Consider the following 25,468-nt stretch of genomic DNA (forward strand, 5'->3'; position numbering starts at 1 on the left):
GATGAAAGAGTCAATGAACGCTCAATCAAACCTACTGAGTGGTGTGCAACCAAAGCAAGTCACACAGCAAGCGCAAGAAATCGATCTAATGGCATTGCTTGGAACTTTATTAGATCGAAAGTTATTCATAATAAGTGTAACAGCATTGTTTATGATTATAGGTGTCGCTGTAGCTATCTTTAGCACGCCTGTATACCAAGCTACCGCGATGATTCAGGTTGAAGAAAAAGGAGGCGCAGTCCCTGGTTTTGATGAGCTTGGAGGCATGTTTGAAAGCACCTCAGCAGCAGTGACAGAAATCGAGCTGCTAAAATCACGCAGTATTATTGGTGAGGCCGTTGATAGTCTTAAATTAGACATTGTCGCAGAGCCAAAATTATACCCAATTATAGGCGGTCGTGCATTCCGTAAGTTTACCCCTATGCAAGCGGGGGATTTGGCTGAGCCGAGCTTTTCCGCAACGAGCTATGCTTGGGGTGGTGAAGAAATTGATGTTTTCAAATTCGAGGTTCCGAGCAATGCAATTGGCATAGGGTTTACTTTAGTAACGCTTGTAAATGATCAGTTTGAATTGTTGGGCGAGGATGGTGAGCGAATTCTTAAAGGTAAAGTTGGCGAAGAGGTATCGAATGGTAAGTTCAGTCTAACGCTTAAAACTTTAGTTGCCCGGCCTGATACCGAATTTGTTTTGGTTAAGCGTGACCGTTTGAATACGATACTGGATCTGCAGGCTGCTATTGGTGCAAGTGAAAAAGGTAAAGATTCAGGTATCATAAATTTAAATTTGCAAGATACTAGCCCTGAGTATGCAGAAACTGTACTTAATAAAGTAGCTAGTATCTATGTTCGCAGAAATGTTGAGCGAAGTAGTGCGGAAGCGCAGAAGTCTTTAGACTTTTTGGAGTATCAGCTACCACAAGTTAAGAAACAACTCGAGGCGGCTGAGCAACGTTTCAACGACTACCAGGTAAAGCAGCAATCAGTAGACATTACGTTGGAAACTGAGGGGGTACTAAGACAATTAGTGAAGCTGGAAACCCAGTTGCAAGAGCTTGAGCTGAAAAAACTAGAACTAGGACGAAAATTTAAGCAAAGCCACCCAAGCTATCAAGCAGCAGTTGAACAAATTGAAGCGGTAGAAAATCAAAAGCGACGCTTAGCCGCGGAAGTTCAAGTACTACCAGAAACACAACAAGAACTGTTGCGTCTAACTCGGGATGTAGAAGTGAACAACGAAATCTACACCTTATTACTCGCTAAAACTCAAGAACTGGATATTGTGCGTGCTGGAACAGTTGGCAATGTGAGGGTGATTGACCTTGCTGAAGTAAACATTTCTAAACCAGTTAAGCCCAAAAAGGCGCTAATTGTGGTAATGGCAACCATGCTAGGTGGACTGTTGGCAGTGGCCATTGTACTTATTCAAAAATCCCTGCATAAAGGTATTGAAGACCCGAGTGAAATCGAGGCTTTAGGCTTACCTGTTTATGCCAGCGTTCCTTACTCAGAGTATCAAGTTAAACTAACAGGGTTTGCTAAAGCCCGAAAAGGTAAAACTGCCAAAGCGAAATCAATATTAGCAGTTGATAACCCAGCTGACCTTTCCATTGAGGCGCTGCGAAGCCTACGCACAAGCTTGCATTTTGCTATGATGGAAGCAAAAAATAATGTTATAGCCATCTCAGGCCCAAGCCCTGGTGTAGGTAAATCGTTTATTTCAGTTAATTTAGCAACAGTGCTTGCTCAAAGTGATAAGAAGGTACTGATAATCGACGCCGATATGCGTAAAGGCTACTTACAAACTCAGTTCGGTATACAGTGGGATAACGGACTAAGTGATTACCTGTCGGGTAGGATAAACTTAGAACAAGCGACGAAGCACAGTCAGGTTAAAGGCTTGGATGTAATGACTCGTGGTCAGATACCTCCAAATCCATCAGAATTATTAATGCATGAAAACTTCTCAAAACTTGTTGAAGAGGTTAGTGCGAAGTACGACTTAGTCATAATAGATACACCACCTATTTTAGCGGTAACTGATCCTGCTATTGTGAGTGCTCACGCAGGAAGCACGCTTCTTGTCACACGTTTTGGTCAAAACCATGTAAAAGAGCTAGAGCTTACACGCAATCGCTTTGAGCAAAACGGCATAGATGTGAAAGGTGTGGTGTTTAACGGCGTTGTGAAAAGATCAAGTAACGCCTATGGCTACTATGGTTATTACAACTACGAATACAAGTCAGATAAGTGAATTCATTTAGGAAGAATGTAACGATGTTTCCAAACTCAGATACAAAGATAGCGATTATAGGCTTAGGTTATGTGGGATTGCCGCTAGCAGTCGAGCTATCAAAGAAATTTAATGTCATTGGCTTTGATATCAACTCATCCAGAGTTAATGAGCTAAGTAATGGCCATGACTCTACACTGGAAGTATCGGATGAAGATCTTCAGGCTGCATCATCTTTACGCTTTTCAAGCGCAAAATCTGAGATTGCAGATAGCACTGTCTATATAGTAACTGTTCCAACACCTATAGATGATAGTAATGCACCAGATCTGACTCCATTGCAGAAAGCTTCAGAGATGTTGGGCGAGTTTGTTAAAAAGGGTGACGTTGTCATTTATGAATCAACGGTCTATCCAGGTGCAACAGAAGAAGTTTGTTTGCCTATTATTGAAAAAGTGTCGGGCTTGAAGTTCAATGAAGACTTTTTTGCGGGTTACTCACCGGAGCGTATTAATCCAGGCGACAAAGTTAACACTCTCACTAAAATTATGAAGATTACTTCAGGGTCAACACCAGAAGTTGCTGATTTTGTCGATGCAATGTATGGGGCGATCGTTGAGGCAGGTACACATAAAGCGAGTTCAATAAAAGTTGCCGAGGCTGCCAAAGTAATTGAAAACACACAGCGCGATTTAAATATTGCGATAATTAATGAGTTTGCAAAAATTTTCAACCGTTTAGATATTGATACAGAAGAAGTGTTGAATGCAGCTGGTACAAAGTGGAATTTCTTAAAGTTCAAGCCGGGACTAGTAGGAGGCCACTGCATTAGTGTTGATCCGTACTATCTAACACATAAAGCGCAGGAAGTAGGCTATCGCCCAGAAGTTATATTAGCCGGTCGTCGAATTAATGATGGAATGGGTGAATATGTCGCCACTCAACTGGTTAAGAAGTTATCCAGCAAGAAAATTCACATCGATGAAGCAAAAATACTTATTCTCGGATTCACATTTAAGGGCGACTGTCCTGATGTTCGTAACACTAAAATCATCGATATTGTAAATGAGTTAAAAGACTTTAATATGTCTGTAGATGTGTATGACAACTGGGCCGACCCTGCCGAAGTGAAGCACGAGTATGGTATTGATTTAATCTCTGAGCTTAAAGAAGATAAATACGATGGTATCGTATTAGCAGTAGATCATTCAGAGTTAAAAGATATGGGTGAGAAGAAGCTCCGTTCATTCGGTAAAGAGAATCATGTGCTATATGATGTTAAGCACGTATTAAAGCCATCTGAAGCTGACATTAGACTTTAAGGAACTTGAATATCATGAAAAATTTTGCATTAATTGGTGCGGCGGGCTATATCGCACCACGTCACCTTCGAGCTATTAAAGATACTGGTAATAATCTAGTAGCAGCAATGGATATTAACGATTCAGTTGGTATTATGGATAGTCACTTTCCAGAAGCTGAGTTTTTTACTGAGTTTGAAGACTTCACAGCATTTATTGAAGATCAAGAGATGCAAGGTAAGAAGTTGGATTATATTGCTATCTGTAGCCCGAATTATCTGCATGCGCCACATATGAAGTATGCACTTAAAAATGGCATTGATGTTATCTGTGAGAAACCTTTGGTTTTGAATTCAGAAGATATGGATGTGCTGAAAGAATACGAAAGTAAATATGGCGCAAAAGTAAACTCTATTTTGCAGCTGAGATTACATCCATCGATTATTGCTCTAAAGGAGAAAGTAGCTGCAGCGCCTGCAGATAAGGTATTCGATGTAGACCTTACCTATATGACATCTCGTGGCAAGTGGTACATGAAGTCCTGGAAAGGCTTTGATCATAAGTCAGGTGGAGTGGCAACTAACATAGGCGTGCACTTCTATGACATGCTGCATTTTATCTTTGGTGAGCTACAAAGTAATGAAGTGCATTACCGTGATGAAAAAACGGCAAGTGGCTATCTTCAGTATGCGAGAGCGAGGGTAAAGTGGTTCTTGTCAATCGATTCTAATAACCTTCCAGAAAATGCTGTTAAAGGCGAAAAACTGACTTATCGTAGTATCACGATCAATGATGGTAATGCTACCGAGGAGCTGGAGTTTTCAGGAGGCTTTACTGATCTACACACTCTTAGCTATCAAAATGTCTTAGCAGGCAACGGTTTCGGGGTTGATGAAAATCGTGTAGCAATTGAAACAGTCGAGAACATTCGAGTTCAGAGTATTGTTGAAGCGGGTGACAAAGCGCATCCATTGCTGGCAAAGGTGCTTTAGTTTATGAGTCATAGTGTGCATGAAAGCGCCATCGTTGATGAAGGTGCTAAGATTGGTGCAAACACTCGCGTATGGCACTTTGTGCACGTATGTGGGGGAGCTGAAATAGGTGAAGGCTGTTCTTTAGGACAAAATGTTTTTGTTGGAAACAAAGTCACGATAGGTAACAACGTTAAAGTACAAAACAACGTCTCGGTATATGACAATGTGCACCTGGAAGATGATGTATTTTGCGGGCCGAGTATGGTTTTCACCAATGTTTACAATCCACGCTCGTTTATCGAGCGCAAAACAGAGTATCGTGACACTTTAGTAAAGCGTGGTGCGACGTTAGGCGCAAACTGTACCATTGTTTGTGGTGTCACAATCGGTGAATACTCGCTTGTTGGTGCAGGTGCTGTCATTAATAAAGATGTGAAACCGTTTGCATTAATGGTTGGCGTACCGGCAAAACAAATAGGCTGGATCAGCAAATATGGTGAGCAACTAGACTTGCCATTGGAAGGAAGTGGTGTTGCAACTTGTGAGCATACTGGTGAGCGATACCAATTAGAAAATGGTTTTGTTTCAATCAAATAATTCGTAGAAGTAATTATTAAATGCAATTTATAGATTTAGCTGCGCAATATCAGCACTTAAAAGAGAAAATCGATGCTCGCATCCAAGCTGTGTTAGATCATGGTCATTATATAATGGGCCCTGAAGTGCAAGAGCTAGAGCAGAAGTTATCTGAATACGTGGGTGTTAAGTACACGGTTAGCTGCGCTAATGGTACAGACGCATTAACCTTAGCTTTAATGGTTTTAGATGTAAAAGAAGGTGATGCGGTCTTTTGCCCAACATTTACTTTCTTCGCAACGGCTGAAACCATTGCGTTTGAAGGTGCAACGCCCGTTTTTGTTGATTCAGATGAAGATACATTTAATATTTGTCCAGCTGATTTAGAGAAGCGTATTGAGGCGACTCTTGCTGAAGGTAAATTAAAGCCAAAAGCAATTATTGCGGTTGATCTGTTTGGTCTGCCTGCAAACTATCCTGCACTCAGAGAAATCGCAGATAAATATGATTTAAAAATTATCGAAGATGCAGCGCAAGGTTTTGGTGGTGAAATTAATGGCAGACGAGCAGGCTCATTTGGTGATATTGCCACTACCAGTTTTTTCCCAGCAAAACCACTAGGTTGCTACGGAGATGGTGGAGCATTATTTACAAACAATGATGAATATGCCGAGCTACTTAAGTCTTATCGTGTACATGGTAAGGGTAAAGATAAATATGACAACGTACGTATTGGCATGAATTCTCGCCTAGATACCATTCAAGCGGCAGTTTTACTTGAAAAATTAGCAGCATTCCCGCAAGAGTTGATTAATCGCAATGAAGCGGCAGAAAAGTACACGGCGGAATTGAGAGGCATGTACAAAACGCCAGTGGTGCCGGAAGGGTACGTAAGCTCTTGGGCACAGTACACACTTACAGCAGCAGATCGAGATGCCGAAATGGCGAAGTATAAGGCACGAGGTATTCCGACAATGGTTTACTACGGGACCTGTATGCATCAACAAACTGCATTTAAGGCATTAGGTTATCAGGAAGGTGACTTCCCGACTGCTGAAAAGCTAGCTAGGTCAGTATTTAGTCTACCCATGCATGGTTATTTGTAGGATGTCTTTTAAGGGTGGCGTTTTTGCGAAACAAATAGCTAAGTTGGCAAGTGGAACGGCACTTGCCCAACTCATTAATATCATATCTTTACCTCTGTTGACTCGGCTCTATACGCCGAGTCAATTTGGCGTATTTGCTGTCTTTTTAGCAAGTGTCGCTGTGCTCAGTTCTATTTCCACTTTGAAATATGAAAATGCAATTTTGGATGAAGAAGATTCGCAAGATGCTAAAAACTGTACTGTGTTGACTGCAATTTCTGGGGTATTCATAGTTGTTCCTTTATTACTCTATTGCATCTTTTCCTATTATTTTGATTTTAGTTTAATAGGTATAGATTGGTTAACTGCTCTTTTTTTGACATTTGCTATTATCTTCACTAATACATTTACCGCACTGTATTACTGGTGTAATCGTCTACAGCATTATAACTTTATGACAAAGGGCAGGGTGTTTGCAGCAATTGCGGTTGCATTTATTTCTCTTCTAATAGGTTATTTAGAGCTTGGCACAGTTAATGGATTAATTGTTGGTTCACTTGTAGGTATGGCTGTGAATATGGTCTATTTGATTCTAAAGTTAAATATTTCATTTTCAACTGTCCGTCAGATATCTTTCGAAAAGCTATTTGTTTTATTTGTTAAACTAAAGAGGTTTCCTCTCTTTTTGGTGCCAAGTACCTTGCTTGATAGAGTAGCTGCGCAAATTCATATTTTTGTGTTTTCTTCTGTTTTTGGAAGCGCTATTGCTGGAGCTATGGGTGTATATAATCGAGTTGTTGGTTTGCCAATAAGCTTAATAGGTAACGCTGTAGGTGATGTCTATAAGCGACGAATTAGCGAGTTATTGAAAAGTGGAAAAAGTTGCAGAAGAGCCTTTATTAAAACAGGGCTTGCCCTGTTTACTATAGCAGCGCCGGCTTCTTGTGTTTTATTCTTCTTTGCGCCAGAAGTTTTTACATTTGTACTAGGGGAGGAATGGAAACAGGCTGGTGAAATAGCTAGCTTTCTTTCAGTTAACTTTCTTTTAGCATTTGTAGTTAGCCCATTAGCTGGGATTTTATATTTAAGAGAAAACCAAAAAATTGATTTGTTAATTCAAATAGTTTTGGTGGTATTATTAGCAATTGGTATGTCAATCGCAGTTTACGAAAATAGCTTTAAAATTGCGTTGAGTGCTTACGCAATTTCTTTTGGTGTTAAATACTTAGTCCAGCTAATAGTAAGTTTTAAGCTGGCAAAATGAATTAGGGTATGGAGTGATAAAGATGTCGTTAGAAGAGCAGGTATGTACACTATGTGTTATGGACACCAGTGATCCTAACATTACTTTTGACGAAAATGGTGTCAGTAACCATTGGAAAGAAGCCAGTGAAAAACTAAAAAAAGGATGGTTTCCTAATGAGAAAGGCCAAAAGCTTTTAAATGACACTGCAGCCGAAATAAGACAGTCAGGTGCAGGTAAAGAGTATGATTGTATTATAGGAGTAAGCGGAGGTATTGACTCTTCATATCTCCTACATGTTGCTGTAAATTTGATGAAGCTTCGTCCTTTAGTTGTACATGTTGACGCAGGCTGGAACTCTGAAATTGCAGTTCAAAATATTGAGAAAATGGTTAAGAAACTGGGTTTAGACCTATTCACTTATGTTGTGAATTGGGAAGAAATGAAAGATCTTCAATTATCATTTCTTAAGTCATCGGTAGCCAATCAAGATATTCCACAGGATCATTCATTTTTTGCGAAGCTATATGAGTTTGCTGAAAGCAAAAAAATTAAGTATGTCATTACGGGTAGTAATTTGACTAGCGAGTCTATATTACCTAGCAGTTGGGGCTACGATGCTTCAGATAGTATTCATATTAAAGATATTCATAAAAAATTCGGGAAAAAGAAACTAAAAACATACCCAATGATGGGCTTTATTAAGTCTAAGATTTATTGGAACTACATTAATAAAATGAATGTAATCAGTCCATTAAACTGGATTGATTATAACAAGAATGAAGCCATTGATTTCCTAATAAAAGAATATGATTGGAAATTTTATGGTGGTAAGCACCATGAATCAAAGTGGACTAAGTTTTTCCAAGCTTACTACCTTCCAAAAAAGTTTGGTTTTGATAAGCGTAAAGCGCATTTATCAAGCATGATCGTTGCGGGTCAAATCACTCGGGAAGAAGCGTTAGAGGAGTTAAAAAAACCTTTATATAAAGAAGATGAGTTAGCCGACGATATGAATTATATTTCGGAGAAGCTGGGAATTACCTTAGACGAGTTTAAATCGCTAATCGAGTTGCCAAATAAAGATTATACTGAGTACAAAAATCACCAGTCGATGATGGTTTTTTTGAAGTCATTTAAGAAGAAAATACTTGGTTAAAAATTCATAAGGTAGCCTGTACTTTGATAAACCTGAACTTTTTGAATTTAATTTTGTCGTATTTTGGGCTGACATTCTTTGTCCTGTTTATGCTTGAAAATGTGAAGTTTATTGAGTCCCCTGGAGGGTACGGCTACCTCTTTCTGTTTTTAATTAGCTCATCAATAGTCTTCATTACTGGAGGTGGTTTTAAGTATTTTAGAAAGCTTAATTATAGTTTTGCGTACTTATTTGTTTTTATATCCTACTTTGTATATGTGTATTTGCTTAGCTCCTTTGACTTGGATTCTTTGAAACAAGTTACAGTTGGAACAACTGGGGGGATCGTATTTTCATTTATATGCGGTATTTTATGCTCCTTGTTAATCGCCACTATATATCGCTTATCATGGCAAAGTAACTTGCTAAATAATCTTTCCTTGATTTTATACCTTATATTATTAGCTATTATGCTTTTAAGTGCTAGAGAGGCTTTTTCGCTTTATATTTCAGATGTAAGAAAAGATGTTTTTCTAATTGCAAGCCAATTTGGTAATTATCAAAGGCCGGCTGCTTTCATGTTTATGACTTTTATGGTCGCTGTGTCCTTAGCGGCGATGCATTTATCACTCTTTAAAAGTCTAGGCCGAATCGCTGTAATACTATGTACATGTTTATTGGGATGGTTGAGCTATCAATTTATGATGTTATCCCAGTTAATAGGTAGTAACTCAGGTATGGTCACAGTTTTTGGCTTTTTTATCGTATATTTAACTTTGCTATCCATATTAAAACTATTTAAAAGTGATTTAGACGATAGAGAAGAGTTTAAACTCAGTTCTCTGATCTTCAGTCGAGTTGGTCTTAAATACATTATATACCTGCCATTGGTGCTTTTTATTGTTTTTTGGTTGGTGCTTTTCTACGTATCTAAACAAAACATAGACTTGGATAGTCTCCGTATTTTTGGATATGGTTCAAGCTTATCTTCTTTCGAGACCAGGCTCGCGTTACTGGATAACTTTATAGTTCATTTCAGTTATAGTCCCTTATTTGGAAATATGATAGTTGAGAAGTTAACGACGGGAGATGGAACATATGTACATAGCTTGTTCGCTTTATTACCGCATTTAGGTATTATAGGGACGATAATTTTTTTGATTTTTCTTAAGTCTATTTTTAATGCATTTAGAACAGCAAGATTGAGCCCTTCTGAAAGTTATAATATTTATTTAAATAAATATTATGTTGTTTATAGAACTTTAGGCTTGACTGCGGTTTTGGTTTTTTGTACTTTTTCGGCCTTTTTTACCTGGTTACCTTTGTGGTATGCGTTTGGACTATTTGGTATGACCTTGATAGATGGAGAAAGAACAAGGTATGAATAATTTACATATTTCTCTAACTGAAATGAGAAATGAATCAAGAGTTCTTAAGCAAGCTAGTTCTATCTATAATTCTAGCTCATTTGAAAGTGTTTTTATTTCTTCCCTTTGGGGAGAGGGCCTAGAGATGAGTGAGAATTTGAATGGAGTCGAATTGAGAAGATTTGATCTTAAAACTAGGAATTATGGTAATAATTTAATAATACAAATCCTTAAATATCTTGAATTTACTTACACAGTCTATCGAAACTATAGGAAAAATAATATTGACATCATTACTATCCATGCTTTGGCCTTATTGCCTTTAGGTTGTTTATTAAAAGTGCTTTATTCTTCAAAGCTAGTTTATGATGCTCATGAGTTAGAGACTGAAAAAAACGGGCTAGGTGGGCTTAGGAAAAAGCTTGCAAAATGGTTAGAGAGTATCCTTATACCTTTTGTAGATCATACAATAGTTGTAAGTAATTCAATTGCTGACTGGTATAAGTCTAGATATTCGATAGAGAATGTATCGGTTGTTTTTAATTCACCAATCATTAAAGATATCAAGAAAAATAACTTACTGAAATCTAAGCTTGGTATAGATAGCCACATTAAATTGTATATTTATCAAGGTGTCTTGAGCAAAGGAAGAGGTATTGATGAAATATTGGATGTTTTTGGGAAAGAGACCGCTGATGTTGCTGTAGCCTTTATGGGATATGGGATGGAATCGGAAAAGATAAAAGAGGCAGCAAGCGCTTCAGATAAAATTTTTTACGTTCCTGCTGTAGCCCCAGCTGAAGTATTATCCTACACCGCGTCAGCAGATGTAGGTATTTCATTTATTGAGCCAGTTTGCCTTTCCTATGATTACTGTATGCCAAATAAGGTTTTTGAGTATTTGGCTGTAGGCTTACCTGTCATAGTTTCAAATGGAAAGGAAATGTCGAACTTTGTTGAGGAACATGGCGTCGGTTGGCATGCAAGTAATTTTTCTAGTGATGAACTGGCAAAGCTTGTACAGCATTCTTGTAAACAAGATACATCAATATACGAAAAAAGAAGCAAAGAAATCTCTGAAAAATATAAGTGGCAGCATCAAGAGAAACTGCTTCTTGAAGTATATAAAAATGTTACGGAGTAAACGGTGTTTGTAATAATTGATTATGGAACTGGGAATTCAGGCTCTATTCTAAATATGCTTAGAAAAGTTGGTGTTGAAGGTTGTGTTTCCAACGATCCAGAAATAATTAAAAGCTCTAAAGCTTTAATTCTACCGGGTGTCGGTGCTTTTGATAATGCGATAAAGAAATTCGATGATTCTGGACTACGAGGCCTGATAGAAGAAGAAGTTCTGGTTAACAAGAAGCCTTTCTTGGGCGTATGTTTAGGTATGCAGCTTTTATTTGATAGAAGCGATGAAGGTGTCCTAAACGGTTTGGGGTGGATCCCAGGAAGCGTAAAGAGGTTCAACTTCGATGATATCAGCACTAAATTAAAAGTACCTCATATGGGCTGGAGTATTGTTAAGTCACCGAACAACTCAGAACTTTTCTTCGATGGCTTTGAAGAGCATAGGTTTTACTTTGTACATTCTTACCATGTCGTTTGCGATCCTAAGTATGTTATCGGGACAGCTCAATATGGTTATGAGTTTGTTTGTGCAGTTAGAAAAGACAATATTTGGGCAACTCAGTTTCATCCTGAGAAGAGTCATAAATTCGGCATTCAGCTATTTAAACAATTTGTGAATTTAGTATGTTAAATAAAAGGGTAATACCAACTTTACTTCTGGATAATACAGGTCTAGTAAAAGGACGGAATTTCAAAAAGCATAAATACGTTGGCGATCCTGTAAACGCAGTTAAGATCTTTAATGATAAAGAAGTAGATGAGCTTGCAATTTTAGATATTACTGCGACTAATGAGAACCGAAGGCCTAATTTTGATCTAATTAAAAACATAGCTTCTCAAGCATTTATGCCATTTGCTTATGGTGGCGGTTTGAGGGAGTTATCTGATATTGAAATGCTATTCAAAATAGGTGTTGAAAAAGCGATTTTAAATACTGCTGCGGTAAAAGATTTATCATTGGTGACAGCTGCAAGTGAAATTGTTGGGCAACAAAGTATTGTAGTATCAATTGACTACAAAAAAACACTTTTTGGCGGGAAGAAAGTGTTTACTCATTCAGGTAAAAATAATTCTAAATTAGATCCAATAGAATATGCTCTTAGAGTACAGGATGCTGGTGCCGGAGAAATTATCGTAAACTCAATTGATCATGAAGGTACTTTAAAAGGTTACGACTATGACTTAATCCATGAACTCGCTACTAAGTTGGATATACCTGTCATTGCCTCTGGTGGTGCGGGAAGTTTGAATGACTTTAAGCAAGCTGTCGATTTAGGTGCTTCTGCTGTGGCTGCTGGTGATATGTTTACTTTTCATGGAAAGCATAAAGCGGTATTAATTACATACCCAAAATACGCTGAGTTAGAAAATTTATTTAAAGGGCAAAACAATGAGTAAGCAAGATATTACCGTTTGTACTAGATGTGTAATGGACACAACTGACGATGATATAAAATTTGATGAGCATGGTGTTTGTAATTACTGTCGTAACTTTGACAATGTGATATCGAAACGTTGGCACCCAGACAGAGAAGACTTACTCAAAGAGCGTATCGAGCAGATAAAGCGAGAAGGTAAAGGCAAAGAATACGACTGCATTATTGGGCTAAGTGGCGGTATTGACAGCTCGTATTTGGCAGTAAAGCTGAAGGATTATGGTTTAAGGCCCTTAGTTGTTCATGTTGATGCTGGTTGGAACAGTGAGCTAGCTGTGCATAACATTAAGCAAGTTGTAGACTATTGTGGCTTCGATCTACATACACATGTTATGAATTGGAATGACATACGGGCTTTGCAATTAGCGTATTTAAAAGCTGGAGTCGCGAACCAAGACGTAGTGCAAGATCATTCGTTCTTCTCAACCTTATACCATTTTGCCGTTAAGAATAATATAAAAACGGTCATTAGTGGTGGTAATATAGCAACCGAATCAATATTCCCTTCTTCATGGCATCACTCTGCTATGGATGCGAAGAATATACATTCTATATTTAAAAAACACGGTCAAGGTAAACTTAAAGAATATTCTACAATTAGTATGCTTCAGTATTATATTTACTATCCATATATATATAAAATGAAGACATTCAGGCCTCTTAATTTTATGCCTTACGACAAGGATGAAGCGATGAGGTATCTAGTTGAAGAGGTTGGTTACAAAGAATACGGACGTAAGCATGGAGAATCTATTTTTACTAGATTTTTCCAGAATCACTATCTTCCTGCTAAGTTTGGTTATGACAAACGTAAGCCACATTTGGCTAGCCTTATTAATGCTAAGCAATTAAGCCGAGATGAGGCACTTAAAATACTGCAAGAGCCTTTGTATGATGAAGTCGAGCTGAAAGAGGACCTTATATTTGTAGCTCAAAAGCTAGGTATTACAGTAGAAGAGCTGCAAACATATATCTCAGAGAAAGGTCGTAGCTATAAAGAGTACTCTAACTGGGACTCTGGTTATAAAAGACTTAAGGCTATTCAGCAAAAGCTTGAAAAATTACTTGGAAGAGAAATTAAGAACTACGCATAGTTCTACTAAGGATTTAACTTGAAAGTTTGTCACTTAACGTCTGCGCACCCTAGAGATGATACACGAATTTTTGTCAAGATGTGTTTGTCTTGTGTTGAGCAAGGATGGGATACTGCTCTTATTGTTGCTGATAACTTTGGCGATGAAATCAAAGATGGTGTAAATATCTATGATGTCGGTTTTAATTCAAATAGTAGATTAAAAAGATTTACTCAAATCGTTTGGTCTGTTTATAAAAAAGCAATTGATTTGAACGCCGATATTTATCACCTTCATGATCCTGAGCTGCTTTCAATTGCATTATTACTTAAGCTTAAAGGTAAAAAGGTTATTTTTGATGCCCATGAAGATTTACCTAAACAGATTTTAAGTAAACCGTATTTAAAGCCTTATCAGGCAAAGGTAATTTCTTTTTTGGCTAAAAACTTTGAGCGCTTTGTATGTAAAAAGTTGGATGGTGTAGTTGCAGCTACGCCTTTTATTAAGGAAAAATTCCAGGTTTATGGGTGTAACTCTGAAGCCGTTAATAACTTTCCTAAGCTTGAAGAGTTTTCTGAAGTTAAAGTAAAGAAAGAAAGTAAAGTATTTTCCGCTTGCTATATTGGTAATATTTCAAAGGTGAGGGGTATCATCGAAATGTTGGATGCATTGCAGGCGAGTAAAGATATACCTTTGTCTATAGCTGGTAAGTTTAATGATCCTATTTTAGAGCAAAAAGCAAACGCGCATCCTGCTTGGGATAAAGTAGAGGATCATGGCTGGCTTGATAGACACGCGGTTTCCGACCTTATGGCGAACAGTTCCGTTGGACTAGTTACCTTACATCCAATTATTAACTATCAAGATGCACTACCAGTAAAGATGTTTGAGTATATGGCTGCCGGAATTCCTCTGATTGCTACAGATATTCCCTATTGGAAACAAATTATTGAACGCAGTGAGTGCGGTTTAGTCGTTGATCCTTTCAACCCTGAAGAATATGCAGAGAAGTTGAAATATCTTCAGAGCAACCCTGATTTATGTGCGAAAATGGGCGAAAATGGGAAAAAAGCAATAGAAATGGAATACAACTGGACAATTGAAAAGCGCAAACTTGCGTCATTTTACGCACGAATTGTTAATTAACAGGTGGATCTCAATGATTGAAAACTTTAAGAATGTTTTAGTTCTGGCCCCTCATACTGATGATGGCGAGCTTGGCGCTGGAGCGACAATAGCTAAGTTAGTAGAAGTTGGGGCAAAAGTGACATATGTGGCTTTCTCAACAGCTGAAGAGTCTGTACCTGAGGGAATGCCAAAAGATATCCTCAAGACTGAGGTAAAAAAAGCGACCGCAGAGCTAGGTATTGAACCGTCAAACTTGATTATTTTTAACTACCAAGTTCGCAAGCTCAATTACAGCAGACAGCAAATCTTAGAGGACTTGATTACATTACGGAAAAATTCCTCTTATGATCTTGTTTTAACACCTTCTATGCATGATATCCACCAAGATCATTCCACGATAGCTCAGGAAAGCTTAAGGGCTTTTAAAAATACAACTATATTGGGTTATGAGTTAATTTGGAATAATTTAACGTTTGATACAAAATGCTTTGTAAAACTTGAGGAAAAACATATTGAAGCGAAACAGCAGGCGTTGAATCAATATGAGTCTCAGGGGAAGCGCAATTACTTATCAAAAGATTTTACATTCTCTTTGGCAAAAACCAGAGGTGTCCAAGTTGGCGCAGAGTATGCTGAATGCTTTGAAGTTATAAGAATGTATTTATAGGGGGCATCATGCAATACCAAATTATTCGAGATATTTCCGTATCTGAAATGGCCCAAGCTTTAGGCTTGAGTTTTGAAGGCGCCGGCGAACAATTAGTAAAGACTATTGGCAGTTTGGCTAATACGCAGTCGCGAGTATTAAAGTTCGCAAATAAGCCACAAGAAGGTCAACTGAATGGAATTATTATAGGTCTTGATGGTACAGAAGCTGAGTCATTAATTATTTCTGAAAATCCTCGCTTGGATTTTTGCCGCGCTTTACAGTTTTTAATTGACTCCGGAACTTTGGTTAAAAGTGTCATAAGTTCTGAGATAGATAAGTCTGCAGTTATAGCGGACTCTGCCGTAATAGAAGACGGGGTCAGCATTGGAAAAGGGACGATAATCGAACATAACGTGACAATTCACCAAGGTTCTGTAATTGGAGATAATTCGATTATTCGAGCTAACTCTGTAATTGGAGCGCAAGGGTTTGGGTTTGAAAAAAGCGATGATGGATCCTGGGTACGGTTTCCTCATTTAGGAAGAGTAATCATCGGGAATAATGTTGAAATAGGCGCTTTAAATAGCGTCTGTGTTGGCGCCCTCGACAATACAGTTATTCATGATGGTGTTAAAACGGATAACCTGGTACATATCGCGCATAATTGTCAAATTGGTAAAAACTCAATATTAACAGCATGCACTGAGTTAAGTGGTGGTGTTGTCTTGGGTGAAGGTGTATGGATGGGACCAAACTCATCGACGATGCAAAAAGTAAAAATTGATGATTCTGCTGTTGTAGGTTTGGGAAGTGTTGTAACTAAAGATGTAGAATCAGGTAATATAGTGGCTGGTGTACCTGCAAAAGTTATAAGGAGAGGATGATGAAGTCTGTTTTAATCACAGGTGGTACAGGCGGTATAGGAACCGCTTTGGTAAAGGCTTTTGTTAATAAAGGGTATCATGCTCATGTGACTCACACCCATAAAGGAAGTGAATTTTTAGATAACTGGCTAGCAGAAAACCAATTAGGCGAAGATCATGTTTCTTTTTTGCCACTAAACCTTAATAACAGAGAAGAGGTTGCACAGCAACTCGCTGCTTTACTTGAAAGCTCGAAGATTGATGTTTTAATTAACAACGCGGGAATAACAGCTGACTCTACGTTTTTAAAAATGGATGTCGAACAGTGGGATAGTGTAATAGATACTAATTTAAAAGCATTGTTTTCCATCACCCAACCAATAGCACGTTCGATGGTTAAACATGGCTATGGTCGCATTATTAATGTTAGTTCGATAAATGGGCTTAAAGGACAGTTTGGTCAGTGCAATTACGCAGCAGCGAAAGCAGGGATTATTGGTTTTTCTAAATCATTGGCACAAGAACTTGCTACTAAAGGCGTTTCTGTGAATGTAATCGCACCCGGTTATACAATGACTCCTATGGTCGAAAGCATAAGAGAGGATATTCTAGATAAAATCAAAGGGAATATACCAACTAAAGAATTAGTATTATTAGAAGATTTGGCTAAAACTGCATTAATGATTGCAGAGAGTGGTATGTCGCTAACAGGAGAGACAATTTCTGTTAATGGCGGTCAATACATGAATTAAATAGAAAAATGAATATTTGGTATATACACCCGTATGCAGGTAGTCCAAAACATGGGATGTCATTTCGTCCATATTACCTTGCAAAGCATTTTAATAGGCTTGGTCATAAAGCCACTGTTATTTCTTCGCTATATCATCACTTATGTTCCATTCCTGATTCAAGGCCTGGTTTGGCAAGCGTTGAAGGGGTAGATTATTTTCTGCAAAAAACAGTGCCGTATGAAGGCAATGGTCTTAAGCGCTTGCTAAATATGCTTAGTTTCGGTTTGGGCTTATTTAGCTATGCATTTCATAGCTTTAGCAAAAGCAACAAGCCAGATGTTATCATCGCTTCAACGGCGCACCCTTTTCATTTGCTTGCAGCTAAATATTATGCAAAAAAGTATGGTGCTAAATTGATCTTGGAAGTGCGTGATATTTGGCCGCTAAGTCTTCAAGAATTAGTCGGTATCTCTAAATATCATCCTCTGAGCGTGATAATAAATAAGTTTCAAAAATTTGGCTATAAACATTGTGACCATTGTGTGTCGTTATTAGCTAATGCCGAGAAGCTGTTTTTGCACGAAGGGTTAAAAGCAGAAAGCTTTAGTTATATTTCTAATGGTATCGAACTTGCTGAAGAAAATTCTAAAGAAGAGGTATCCGAATCATTAGCTAGTGATTTGAGAAGTGCAACACAGCGTTTTGAAACTGTGATTGGATATACAGGAGCCCTTGGTATACCAAATAATATAATGCCTTTAATAAATGCAGCTAAGTACTTGCAGAGTTACAATATTGGTATTTTATTGGTTGGTGATGGAGTCCAAAAAGAAGAGTTAGAGTCTAGAGCAAGAGAGTTAAATTTAGATAATGTGGTTTTCTTTGGGAAGGTCCCTAAGGTTGATGTGACTCATGTGATTCAGTGCTGCGATGCTTTGTTTATAAATGCTATGCCGAAAGAGTTATATAAATTTGGTATATCCCCAAATAAGATATTTGACTATATGATGCATGACAAGATTGTTTTCAACGGTATTGACGCTCCAGGAAACCCTCTTGAAAAAGCCGGTTGTGAAATACGATTCCCAGCTAACAACCCATCAGAGCTATCTCAAAAAATAATTTCTTTTCACAATAACAAAAATACTTATCAGGTTTCATCGTCAAAGTTTGTAAAAGAACATCACACTTACAAGCAGTTAGCAAAAAAATACACGGCGCTAATGGAAGACTTATTGAAATGAGTAAAGTGATTTTATCAGGCAGTACCGGCTTTATTGGTAAGCATCTAAATAAATATTTAGAAGGTAATGGTTGCTCAACTTATGCTATAAGCAGGGAAGAGCTTTCTGCCTCTGAGGTCCCGTTTGATGGCTTTTTTAGCAGTGAACAGCATGCAGATGCTGATGCTGTAGTTCACTTGGTGGGGGCTGCTCACAGGTCATTTACAGACTCTGAAGCCAATTTCATAAATTTAGAACTTACAAAAAAAGTACTAGATCGCGCGATTGAATTAGGTATACCAAGATTTATCTTCTTAAGTTCGGTAAATATATACAGCGAATCTGATGACATAATATCTCTCGATACGCCCATAGAACTTTCAGCTTTGCCAAATACCATGAAAAGTAAATTATCAGCAGAGGCGTATATAAAAAACGCCGCAATTGAGCATGAGATTGAGGTGGTAATAATTAGAAGTCCGCTAGTTTATGGAGAAGGAGTGCAAGCTAACTTTGCTACTTTGATGAGGTTAGTTGGCAAAGGAATCCCACTGCCATTCGGAGCAATAAACCAAAATAGACGTAGCTTAGTCTCAGTCTATAACTTAATTGATTTACTCAACGTGTGTATTGAGCATCCAAAAGCTAAAAACCAAACATTCTTTGTCAGCGATGATAGAGATTTATCTACTTCTGCGATGGTCGCTATGATGGCAGAGGTACAAGGCAAAACGAACTGGTCTTTTTTTGTGCCTGTCTTTTGCTTGAAGTTGTTGGGTAAGCTTTTAGGTAAGCAGGATGTGATTGAGAGACTGACGGGGTCTTTGCAAGTTGACATAACACACACTAAAAATACATTAGATTGGCAGCCTCCTTACTCGCCTGAGCATGGTTTTAGGCTTGCCGCTAAAAAATAACTTTGGGAATTTTATATGATACGTTTTCTCGATTTTTTGTTTGCTTTTTTAGGTTTGGTTTTTGCCTTTCCTTTTCTTGTCATTTTGTTTCTAGTCGGGTTGTTTGATACTGGTTCCCCTATTTTTACGCAAGAGCGTGTAGGTAGAAATAAAAAACCTTTCATACTTGTCAAGTTCAGAACGATGAAAGTAGATACCGCGTCAGTAGCGAGTCATTTGGCAAGCACCGCTTCAATAACGCCTTTTGGAGGGTTTTTAAGAAAAACTAAACTTGATGAGTTACCACAACTATGGAACGTACTCAAAGGCGAAATGAGTTTAGTTGGCCCACGGCCAGGTTTATTTAATCAGGAGGAGCTTACTCAGGCTCGTGATGCGAAAAACATATTTGACGTTCGACCGGGCATCACTGGGTTGTCTCAAGTCAATGAAATTGACATGTCTACACCAGAGTTACTGGCCAAAACTGACAGGGAGATGATCGATACTATGAGCATGCGTAATTACTTCAAATATATTTTTATGACAGTGTCAGGAAAGGGCTCAGGAGACCGGGTTAAGTGAGCTGCCAGTTTGAGTTAGCAGTAACAAGATTAATGAGTTTTGGAAAGCGGGCAGAGGACCTTTAGAAGCTACTTCTTTGGTCCTCCGAGCTCATTGCTGTATCGAATTAAAAACTCGGAAATTTATCATCTATTCCAAGTGGGTTTTATGGCTATTAATTGCGGTGGCTACTGGGGGCGGAGGCTCTTAAAAGCCGCGTTGTTTAACAATTCTGCAATGACAGTTTTTGAAAATTTGTGTATATTTAAAGACTATGACTAAATCATTAGTCTAAGAGATTGAAAATTTATAGCTCAAGGATTTACAGTGGATAGTTGGTTCCGTACTCTTCTTAATGTATCACGTTCAAAAAAGCGACTGATTACTTTATGTATTGATTCAATTTTTGTTTTTAGTGCTTTTTGGTTGGCGCTGGTCGTTCGGTTGGACAGTTTAGTTCCATTTTTTGAAGTGGGGAATTGGCTGTTACTTTCTCTTGTACTACCGATTAGTATATTTGCTTTTATCAACCTTGGACTATATCGAGCCGTGCTGCGCTACGTCGGTGCACATGCCGTTGGCGCTATTTTGATTGGAGCAATGATCAGTACGGTAGCACTCGTGATGGCTTCCTTCTTCACCCACGTCACTATTCCTCGTACTATGCCTGTCATTTATGCGTGGTTGTTGGTTTTGTCAGTTGGTGGTTCCCGCATCATGGTACGCGCCATGGTTGGTCGTCTGGCTACAGTTAATAAAACACCGGTTGTGATTTATGGAGCAGGTTCTGCGGGTCGGCAACTTGCTCCAGCTATAGGGGCCGGTGACGAATACTACGTATCTGCATTTATTGACGACGACAAAACAAAGCAGGATTCCATACTTCAAGGTATCCCTGTCATTGCTTTCGACGGTTTGTATGCGCTAATTGAGCGAAAAAGGGTAAAAAAAGTATTACTTGCGATGCCTAGCGAGAGTAGAGCACGGAGGAAAGAAATACTGGCTCAGTTAGAGAGTTTACCTGTAGAGGTTATGACTATCCCGGGTATGGCTGATGTTGTAGAAGGGCGAGCAACATTAGACGAGATTAAAGATGTTGAAATTGAGGACCTGCTTGGTCGAGACCCCGTGGCCCCTAAGCAGGCTTTGCTAAATGCAACGATTCTGGGTAAGTCCGTAATGGTTACTGGGGCAGGAGGCTCTATCGGCTCCGAGTTGTGTCGGCAAATTATCAAGCAATCACCATCTAAGTTGGTACTTTTCGAGCTGACTGAGTTTGCGCTGTATTCAATTGAAAAAGAGTTGAGTGAAATCATCAAAACCAAAGGGTTGAACATAGAGCTGATACCAATTATGGGTTCTGTGCAGCACATTAATCGTCTGGAGACATGTATGATAGCCTTTGGTGTGCAAACGGTTTACCACGCCGCAGCATATAAGCATGTCCCACTTGTAGAGCATAATGTGGTCGAAGGGGTGAGAAATAATGTTTTTGGTACCTATTATTCAGCTAAGGCTGCTATCAATGCAAAAGTAGAAACGTTTGTTTTGGTAAGCACGGATAAGGCTGTTCGCCCTACGAATGTTATGGGAACTACTAAACGTATGGCCGAACTTTGTTTACAGGGCCTTGCTCAGAATAAGGAAAGAGGACAGCACAACACGCGTTTCTGTATGGTTCGATTTGGTAATGTATTGGGCTCTTCAGGATCAGTTGTCCCTTTATTTCGAAGACAAATTAAAGAAGGTGGCCCAATCACGCTTACTCATCCAGAGATCACCCGCTTCTTTATGACGATACCTGAAGCGGCACAGCTGGTTATTCAGGCTGGAGCATTGGGCAGAGGAGGGGATGTGTTTGTCCTTGATATGGGGGAATCTGTCAAAATTAAAGACCTTGCTACCAAAATGGTACACTTGTCTGGCCTGGAGGTGAAAAGTGAGGCTAATCCACATGGAGATATTGAGATTAAATGCACAGGATTAAGACCTGGTGAAAAGCTGTATGAAGAGCTCTTAATTGGTGACAATGTTGAGCAGACCTCACATGAAAGGATTATGACAGCCAAAGAGGTAATGCTGCCATTACGTGAGCTAGAAGAGATCTTAAAAACGCTTGATAAGGCGTGCCATGACTTTGATCATCAAGTTATCAGACAACTGTTATTAGAAGCTCCAACAGGGTTTGACCCCACTGATGGCATATGTGACTTAGTTTGGAATGCCAGACAAAAGCTTGACACTGTGCCAGAGAAAAATATCGTTAATCTAAAGTAAAGCAATTTGCCCACTAGGAAGGTTATTTAGTGGGCTTTTTACTAAATAAGTGGACTGCGCAATCTAGGGTAATTGTAACCTGAAAATCTATAAGCCTGAGGTCTCTGTCTTGTAAGAGTGAAAGCTTGTGGAAAGTTATCGATTCTAGTGAACATCTCTTGCATAATCGTAATCACCTTAACGATATAATACAGTGCAAATTTTAATTATATTAATATCTTAACTGGGCAGAGGACTATGTCTAAACTAACTCCTATTTTAGCAAGTGGCTTGTTGACTTGCTCCTTTATTACCGTTGCACAAGTGTCTCCCAAGCAGTATCAGAATTTCGCTGGTTTTACTGGTTTAGTGAATACTCCCTCTGCAGACGTTTTAAACGTAGGTGAGATTGATATTGGCTACAATAACCAGCTTGATTATAGAGGCACTACTTTTGCGGACGGCTATAACTACATTTTTTCTGCAGGCTTGTGGCAGGGATTAGAAGTAAGCGGGCAAATTGCAGCTAATACTATGCATGATGACATGTTTAGGACTAGAGCATTGGGCGACAGTCAAGTAAGGGACCTGTCTTTCAATGCCAAGTATCAAATTCCTTTTATTCCTGAGGACTGGTTTGATTTGGCTATCGGGGGGAAAGATATTGGTGGAGCGGCGAATCAGTATGAGTCATATTTTGCAGTTGTCTCAAAAGACTGGCTAGACTTTCGTTTTTCCACTGGAGTAAGCACCAGCAAAAACGAAATCGGTATGATGGATGGTGTATTTGCAGGTATCGAGTGGCAACCATTGGATTGGTTTGCTTTGCAAGTTGAGCATGATGCAGAAGCGGTAAATGCGGCTGCTCGCGTGACCGTGCCTAAAGCTTGGTTGTTTGATCTTGGCACTTTAACCCTGACGAGTCGCTTTTATAGCAGCACCGTTCACAGTGACAAAGACGCTTATTATGGCATTAATTTCTCCATGCCTTTATCTGAGCAGTCCAGAGAGGACTATCAGAAAATAAAACCAGCGCCTGATAATGCTGAAATGTTAGCGCGATTATCAGGGCAAGGCGTACAATCCGCAAAGTCTGATAATGCCCCTACAACAAGATCGAATAACCTTGCCCCTGGCACTCAAAATAGTGAATCAAGGTCAATTCAGGAAGTCAATATCAGTGAATTGAATACTGAGATACGTGCACTTAAAAACGCGCTGGTTGCTGATGGATTTGAAAACGTACAAGTTGGCGTAAATCGTGAGCCTGTTGTCGTGGTGAAATTCGAAAACCCAGTATTCAACCGAAATGATATCGATGCAATTGGGGTTGTATTAGGCCGAGTTGCGCAATATATCAGTGACGAGAGTGCGAGCTTTATTGTTCAACTGGGTAAACATGACATTCCGTTGTTGTCGTTGTCAGGACACGTTAGCAATTATCGACAGTTTATTACAGACGGCATCTCCCCTGGATTGACTATTCGCCAGGGGTTGATAAATGTCCCAGGTGGAGTAGCCTGGATAGGTGATGGTGCAGCTAATAGCCCTTACTTTAAGCCGCGGCTGACACTCGGGCCAGCATTAAGTTCGACCTATGCGACTGAGCTGGGTGTGTACGATTTCTCGTTGGCACTCAGAGCTGACTTAGATATACCAGTATGGCGTGGTGCGGGCTTTAACATCACTGCGCAAACGGTGGTTGCTGATACAGAAGACTTTGAAGCTGGGGAGGTGTTCGAGGCGCGCCGTGAACGAAATGGTCTTGAGAGAGCGGTCTTCTATCAGACATTTGATTTGCCCTTTGGTTTCTATAACCAGACTCAAATCGGCCTCTTCCGAGAGTTTTATGAGTATACTGGGTTAATTAATGAAACGGCCTGGGTAAGCCCTTCAGGACGCCATAAGCTCTACAACACTTACGGTTTCTTCGACTATCGTGATTACAATGAGGACCGTGACTATCATGTTATGGGTTATCAGTACCACTGGGTTGAGCAAGATATCTCATTTCATATCTCAGGTGGAGAATTCTGGCGAAGAGATAAAGGGATGAAGGTTGAGACCAAGTTTTGGTTTGGTGATAGTTATGTATCGGTATATGCCTATGATACAGATGTTGAGGTAGCGGGCATTTCATTCAGTATTCCACTTACGCCAAGAAAGGACATGAGCGTATCAAAGTATGGTCAGGTAAAAGGGAATCAGGCCTGGCGTCACGGTGTGAGCACGCGTATCGGCGATAAACACAACGCACTAGTGTATAAAAAAGGCTATGTACCGGAAACTTCGGTGAGCTTGGACCGTACGTATCTTAATCAGGGGCGCCTATCTAGCAGTTATGTCTATGCAAACCTTGCAAGATTACGCGAGGCGTACCTGACATACAAATAAGCCAATCAACACAGGCCAGGTTGCTTGTATCAGCAACCTGGCCTGTTCAGTGAAAAATAAGCCTGTTTTTGAACACCTTCTATCCCACAGACACATTATCCTGATCTATCACAAATAAATTCGGTTTGATGACAAAAATCTTAAATTTATGCTTGAGAATTGTGTCTTTCGCTCCAATACTTAGTAATAGGTAAACAACAAAAGGGAGCGCTTATGAAAATTAATCTTTCAGGCCACCATGTAGATATGACAGAAGCCGTAAAGCAACACGTTGATGAAAAGTTTGCCAAAGTAGCTAATCACTTCCCGTCGCTGTTGTCGATAGATGTCATAGTCAGTAAGGAACACAAGAAATTTTATACTGAGATCAACACCAATTATTCAGGCGCCCGGATATCTGTAAGAGGAGAGGACGACGTCATGTATCCGGCCATCGCTAATGCAGCTAAAAAGTTAGATGCGGCACTAAAACACAGAAAAGGTCAGCTCAAGGCTAACAAACATGAAAAACCTGTGAGTACGACTCCGCCAATCGCCCACGAGATCATTCAGGAAATGAACCTGAATTAGAGATAAGCTGCATGAAGCCACCTGCCGGTGGCTTCATGCATATTAGATATTAAACCGCCCCATCAAAGCCCATTTGACGCCACGATTCATAGACAAAAACGGATACCGCGTTTGACAGGTTCATGCTCCTGCTGTTCGGTCGCATTGGGATCCGCAGACGCTGTTCTGCCGGCAGAGAGAAAATCAAGTCTTCTGGTAAGCCTCTGGTTTCAGGTCCAAAGAGCAGACAATCACCACTCTGATAGTCTGGTTCGTGATGGTATCGGGTACCTTTAGTAGTGCAGGCAAAGACTCTATTGGGTTTGCGCGCTTGCAGATATGCATCCAAAGAGGGGTAACGTTTCACTTCGCTGAATTCATGGTAATCCAAACCGGCGCGCCTGACGCGTTTGTCGTCCCAGTCAAAACCCAGAGGTTCAATCAGGTGTAACGAAAACCCTGTGTTTGCACACAAGCGAATAATGTTGCCTGTATTAGGGGGAATTTCAGGTTGATACAATACGATGTCTAACATGGATAACCTCAAAATAATATTGCCCGCAGTATAGCGCATCTGATGGTGAGGCTAAAAGTCAGTGTATAGCCTTTGTGCTGTACGAAGACAAATACCTGACCAAAATTTGAAGTAGGCGTC

23 protein-coding genes are annotated in these 25,468 nt (G+C 39.4%); 22 read left to right on the forward strand and 1 reads right to left on the reverse strand.

The window, feature by feature from the left end:
• Nucleotides 1-13: 13 nt before the first annotated feature.
• The 22 genes from CWB98_RS13330 to hpf all read left to right on the forward strand — a co-directional run bounded on the left by CWB98_RS13330 (nt 14) and on the right by hpf (nt 24,834).
• Nucleotides 14-2,251 carry a polysaccharide biosynthesis tyrosine autokinase gene (locus tag CWB98_RS13330; RefSeq protein ID WP_138545318.1) on the forward strand — a complete coding sequence of 746 codons (2,238 nt, stop codon included), beginning with the start codon at nt 14-16 and terminating at the stop codon, nt 2,249-2,251.
• Between the two features lie 23 nt (nt 2,252-2,274).
• On the forward strand, nt 2,275-3,552 hold the full coding sequence (tviB, locus tag CWB98_RS13335; protein WP_138545319.1) for a Vi polysaccharide biosynthesis UDP-N-acetylglucosamine C-6 dehydrogenase TviB: 1,278 nt from the start codon (nt 2,275-2,277) through the stop codon (nt 3,550-3,552).
• A 14-nt stretch (nt 3,553-3,566) separates the two neighbouring features.
• On the forward strand, nt 3,567-4,523 hold the full coding sequence (locus CWB98_RS13340; RefSeq protein WP_138545320.1) for a Gfo/Idh/MocA family oxidoreductase: 957 nt from the start codon (nt 3,567-3,569) through the stop codon (nt 4,521-4,523).
• A 3-nt stretch (nt 4,524-4,526) separates the two neighbouring features.
• Nucleotides 4,527-5,102, forward strand: a complete 576-nt coding sequence (locus CWB98_RS13345; protein WP_138545321.1) for an acyltransferase — start codon at nt 4,527-4,529, stop codon at nt 5,100-5,102.
• A gap of 20 nt (nt 5,103-5,122) precedes the next feature.
• On the forward strand, nt 5,123-6,187 hold the full coding sequence (locus CWB98_RS13350) for a DegT/DnrJ/EryC1/StrS family aminotransferase (protein WP_138545322.1): 1,065 nt from the start codon (nt 5,123-5,125) through the stop codon (nt 6,185-6,187).
• A 1-nt stretch (nt 6,188) separates the two neighbouring features.
• Nucleotides 6,189-7,430, forward strand: coding sequence for an oligosaccharide flippase family protein (locus CWB98_RS13355; protein ID WP_171045651.1), 1,242 nt, complete (start codon nt 6,189-6,191; stop codon nt 7,428-7,430).
• A 22-nt stretch (nt 7,431-7,452) separates the two neighbouring features.
• Nucleotides 7,453-8,568 (forward strand): N-acetyl sugar amidotransferase, encoded by a 1,116-nt coding sequence (locus tag CWB98_RS13360; RefSeq protein WP_138545324.1) that lies wholly within the window; start codon nt 7,453-7,455, stop codon nt 8,566-8,568.
• A gap of 290 nt (nt 8,569-8,858) precedes the next feature.
• On the forward strand, nt 8,859-9,935 hold the full coding sequence (locus CWB98_RS13365; RefSeq protein ID WP_138545325.1) for a hypothetical protein: 1,077 nt from the start codon (nt 8,859-8,861) through the stop codon (nt 9,933-9,935).
• Entirely contained in the window at nt 9,928-11,058 is a 1,131-nt protein-coding gene (locus CWB98_RS13370) for a glycosyltransferase (protein ID WP_171045652.1), read from the forward strand. Before CWB98_RS13365 ends, CWB98_RS13370 begins: the two co-directional genes overlap by 8 nt.
• Nucleotides 11,059-11,061: 3 nt before the next feature.
• Nucleotides 11,062-11,679 (forward strand): imidazole glycerol phosphate synthase subunit HisH, encoded by a 618-nt coding sequence (gene hisH, locus CWB98_RS13375; RefSeq protein WP_138545327.1) that lies wholly within the window; start codon nt 11,062-11,064, stop codon nt 11,677-11,679.
• Nucleotides 11,673-12,446: an AglZ/HisF2 family acetamidino modification protein gene (locus tag CWB98_RS13380; protein WP_138545328.1), complete on the forward strand. Its 774-nt coding sequence runs from the start codon at nt 11,673-11,675 to the stop codon at nt 12,444-12,446. The genes hisH and CWB98_RS13380 overlap by 7 nt, the downstream gene beginning before the upstream one ends.
• A complete protein-coding gene (locus CWB98_RS13385; RefSeq protein WP_138545329.1) occupies nt 12,439-13,578 on the forward strand; it encodes an N-acetyl sugar amidotransferase in 1,140 nt (379 codons plus the stop codon). The genes CWB98_RS13380 and CWB98_RS13385 overlap by 8 nt, the downstream gene beginning before the upstream one ends.
• 18 nt (nt 13,579-13,596) lie before the next feature.
• A complete protein-coding gene (locus CWB98_RS13390) occupies nt 13,597-14,703 on the forward strand; it encodes a glycosyltransferase family 4 protein (protein WP_138545330.1) in 1,107 nt (368 codons plus the stop codon).
• A 13-nt stretch (nt 14,704-14,716) separates the two neighbouring features.
• On the forward strand, nt 14,717-15,352 hold the full coding sequence (locus CWB98_RS13395; RefSeq protein ID WP_138545331.1) for a PIG-L deacetylase family protein: 636 nt from the start codon (nt 14,717-14,719) through the stop codon (nt 15,350-15,352).
• An 8-nt stretch (nt 15,353-15,360) separates the two neighbouring features.
• On the forward strand, nt 15,361-16,218 hold the full coding sequence (locus CWB98_RS13400) for a UDP-3-O-(3-hydroxymyristoyl)glucosamine N-acyltransferase (protein WP_138545332.1): 858 nt from the start codon (nt 15,361-15,363) through the stop codon (nt 16,216-16,218).
• Nucleotides 16,215-16,949, forward strand: coding sequence for a 3-oxoacyl-ACP reductase (locus CWB98_RS13405; protein ID WP_138545333.1), 735 nt, complete (start codon nt 16,215-16,217; stop codon nt 16,947-16,949). Before CWB98_RS13400 ends, CWB98_RS13405 begins: the two co-directional genes overlap by 4 nt.
• Nucleotides 16,950-16,957: 8 nt before the next feature.
• Nucleotides 16,958-18,175 (forward strand): glycosyltransferase family 4 protein, encoded by a 1,218-nt coding sequence (locus tag CWB98_RS13410; protein ID WP_138545334.1) that lies wholly within the window; start codon nt 16,958-16,960, stop codon nt 18,173-18,175.
• The gene (locus CWB98_RS13415) at nt 18,172-19,071 is read left to right on the forward strand and encodes an NAD-dependent epimerase/dehydratase family protein (RefSeq protein WP_138545335.1); all 900 of its coding nucleotides are present in this window, start codon (nt 18,172-18,174) and stop codon (nt 19,069-19,071) included. Before CWB98_RS13410 ends, CWB98_RS13415 begins: the two co-directional genes overlap by 4 nt.
• A 15-nt stretch (nt 19,072-19,086) precedes the next feature.
• Nucleotides 19,087-19,635 (forward strand): sugar transferase, encoded by a 549-nt coding sequence (locus tag CWB98_RS13420; RefSeq protein WP_138545336.1) that lies wholly within the window; start codon nt 19,087-19,089, stop codon nt 19,633-19,635.
• 306 nt (nt 19,636-19,941) lie between these two features.
• Nucleotides 19,942-21,891 carry a polysaccharide biosynthesis protein gene (locus tag CWB98_RS13425; protein ID WP_138545337.1) on the forward strand — a complete coding sequence of 650 codons (1,950 nt, stop codon included), beginning with the start codon at nt 19,942-19,944 and terminating at the stop codon, nt 21,889-21,891.
• Between the two features lie 237 nt (nt 21,892-22,128).
• Nucleotides 22,129-24,264 (forward strand): YjbH domain-containing protein, encoded by a 2,136-nt coding sequence (locus CWB98_RS13430; protein WP_138545338.1) that lies wholly within the window; start codon nt 22,129-22,131, stop codon nt 24,262-24,264.
• 213 nt (nt 24,265-24,477) lie between these two features.
• The gene (gene hpf, locus CWB98_RS13435; protein ID WP_054014760.1) at nt 24,478-24,834 is read left to right on the forward strand and encodes a ribosome hibernation-promoting factor, HPF/YfiA family; all 357 of its coding nucleotides are present in this window, start codon (nt 24,478-24,480) and stop codon (nt 24,832-24,834) included.
• Nucleotides 24,835-24,883: 49 nt separating this feature from the next.
• Here hpf and trmL read toward each other — a convergent pair whose 3' ends face one another.
• Nucleotides 24,884-25,348, reverse strand: coding sequence for a tRNA (uridine(34)/cytosine(34)/5-carboxymethylaminomethyluridine(34)-2'-O)-methyltransferase TrmL (gene trmL, locus CWB98_RS13440; RefSeq protein ID WP_138545339.1), 465 nt, complete (start codon nt 25,346-25,348; stop codon nt 24,884-24,886).
• Between the last annotated feature and the right edge of the window lie 120 nt (nt 25,349-25,468).

Origin of the sequence: Pseudoalteromonas rubra (genome assembly GCF_005887115.1) — a bacterium.
Classification (GTDB): domain Bacteria; phylum Pseudomonadota; class Gammaproteobacteria; order Enterobacterales; family Alteromonadaceae; genus Pseudoalteromonas; species Pseudoalteromonas rubra_F.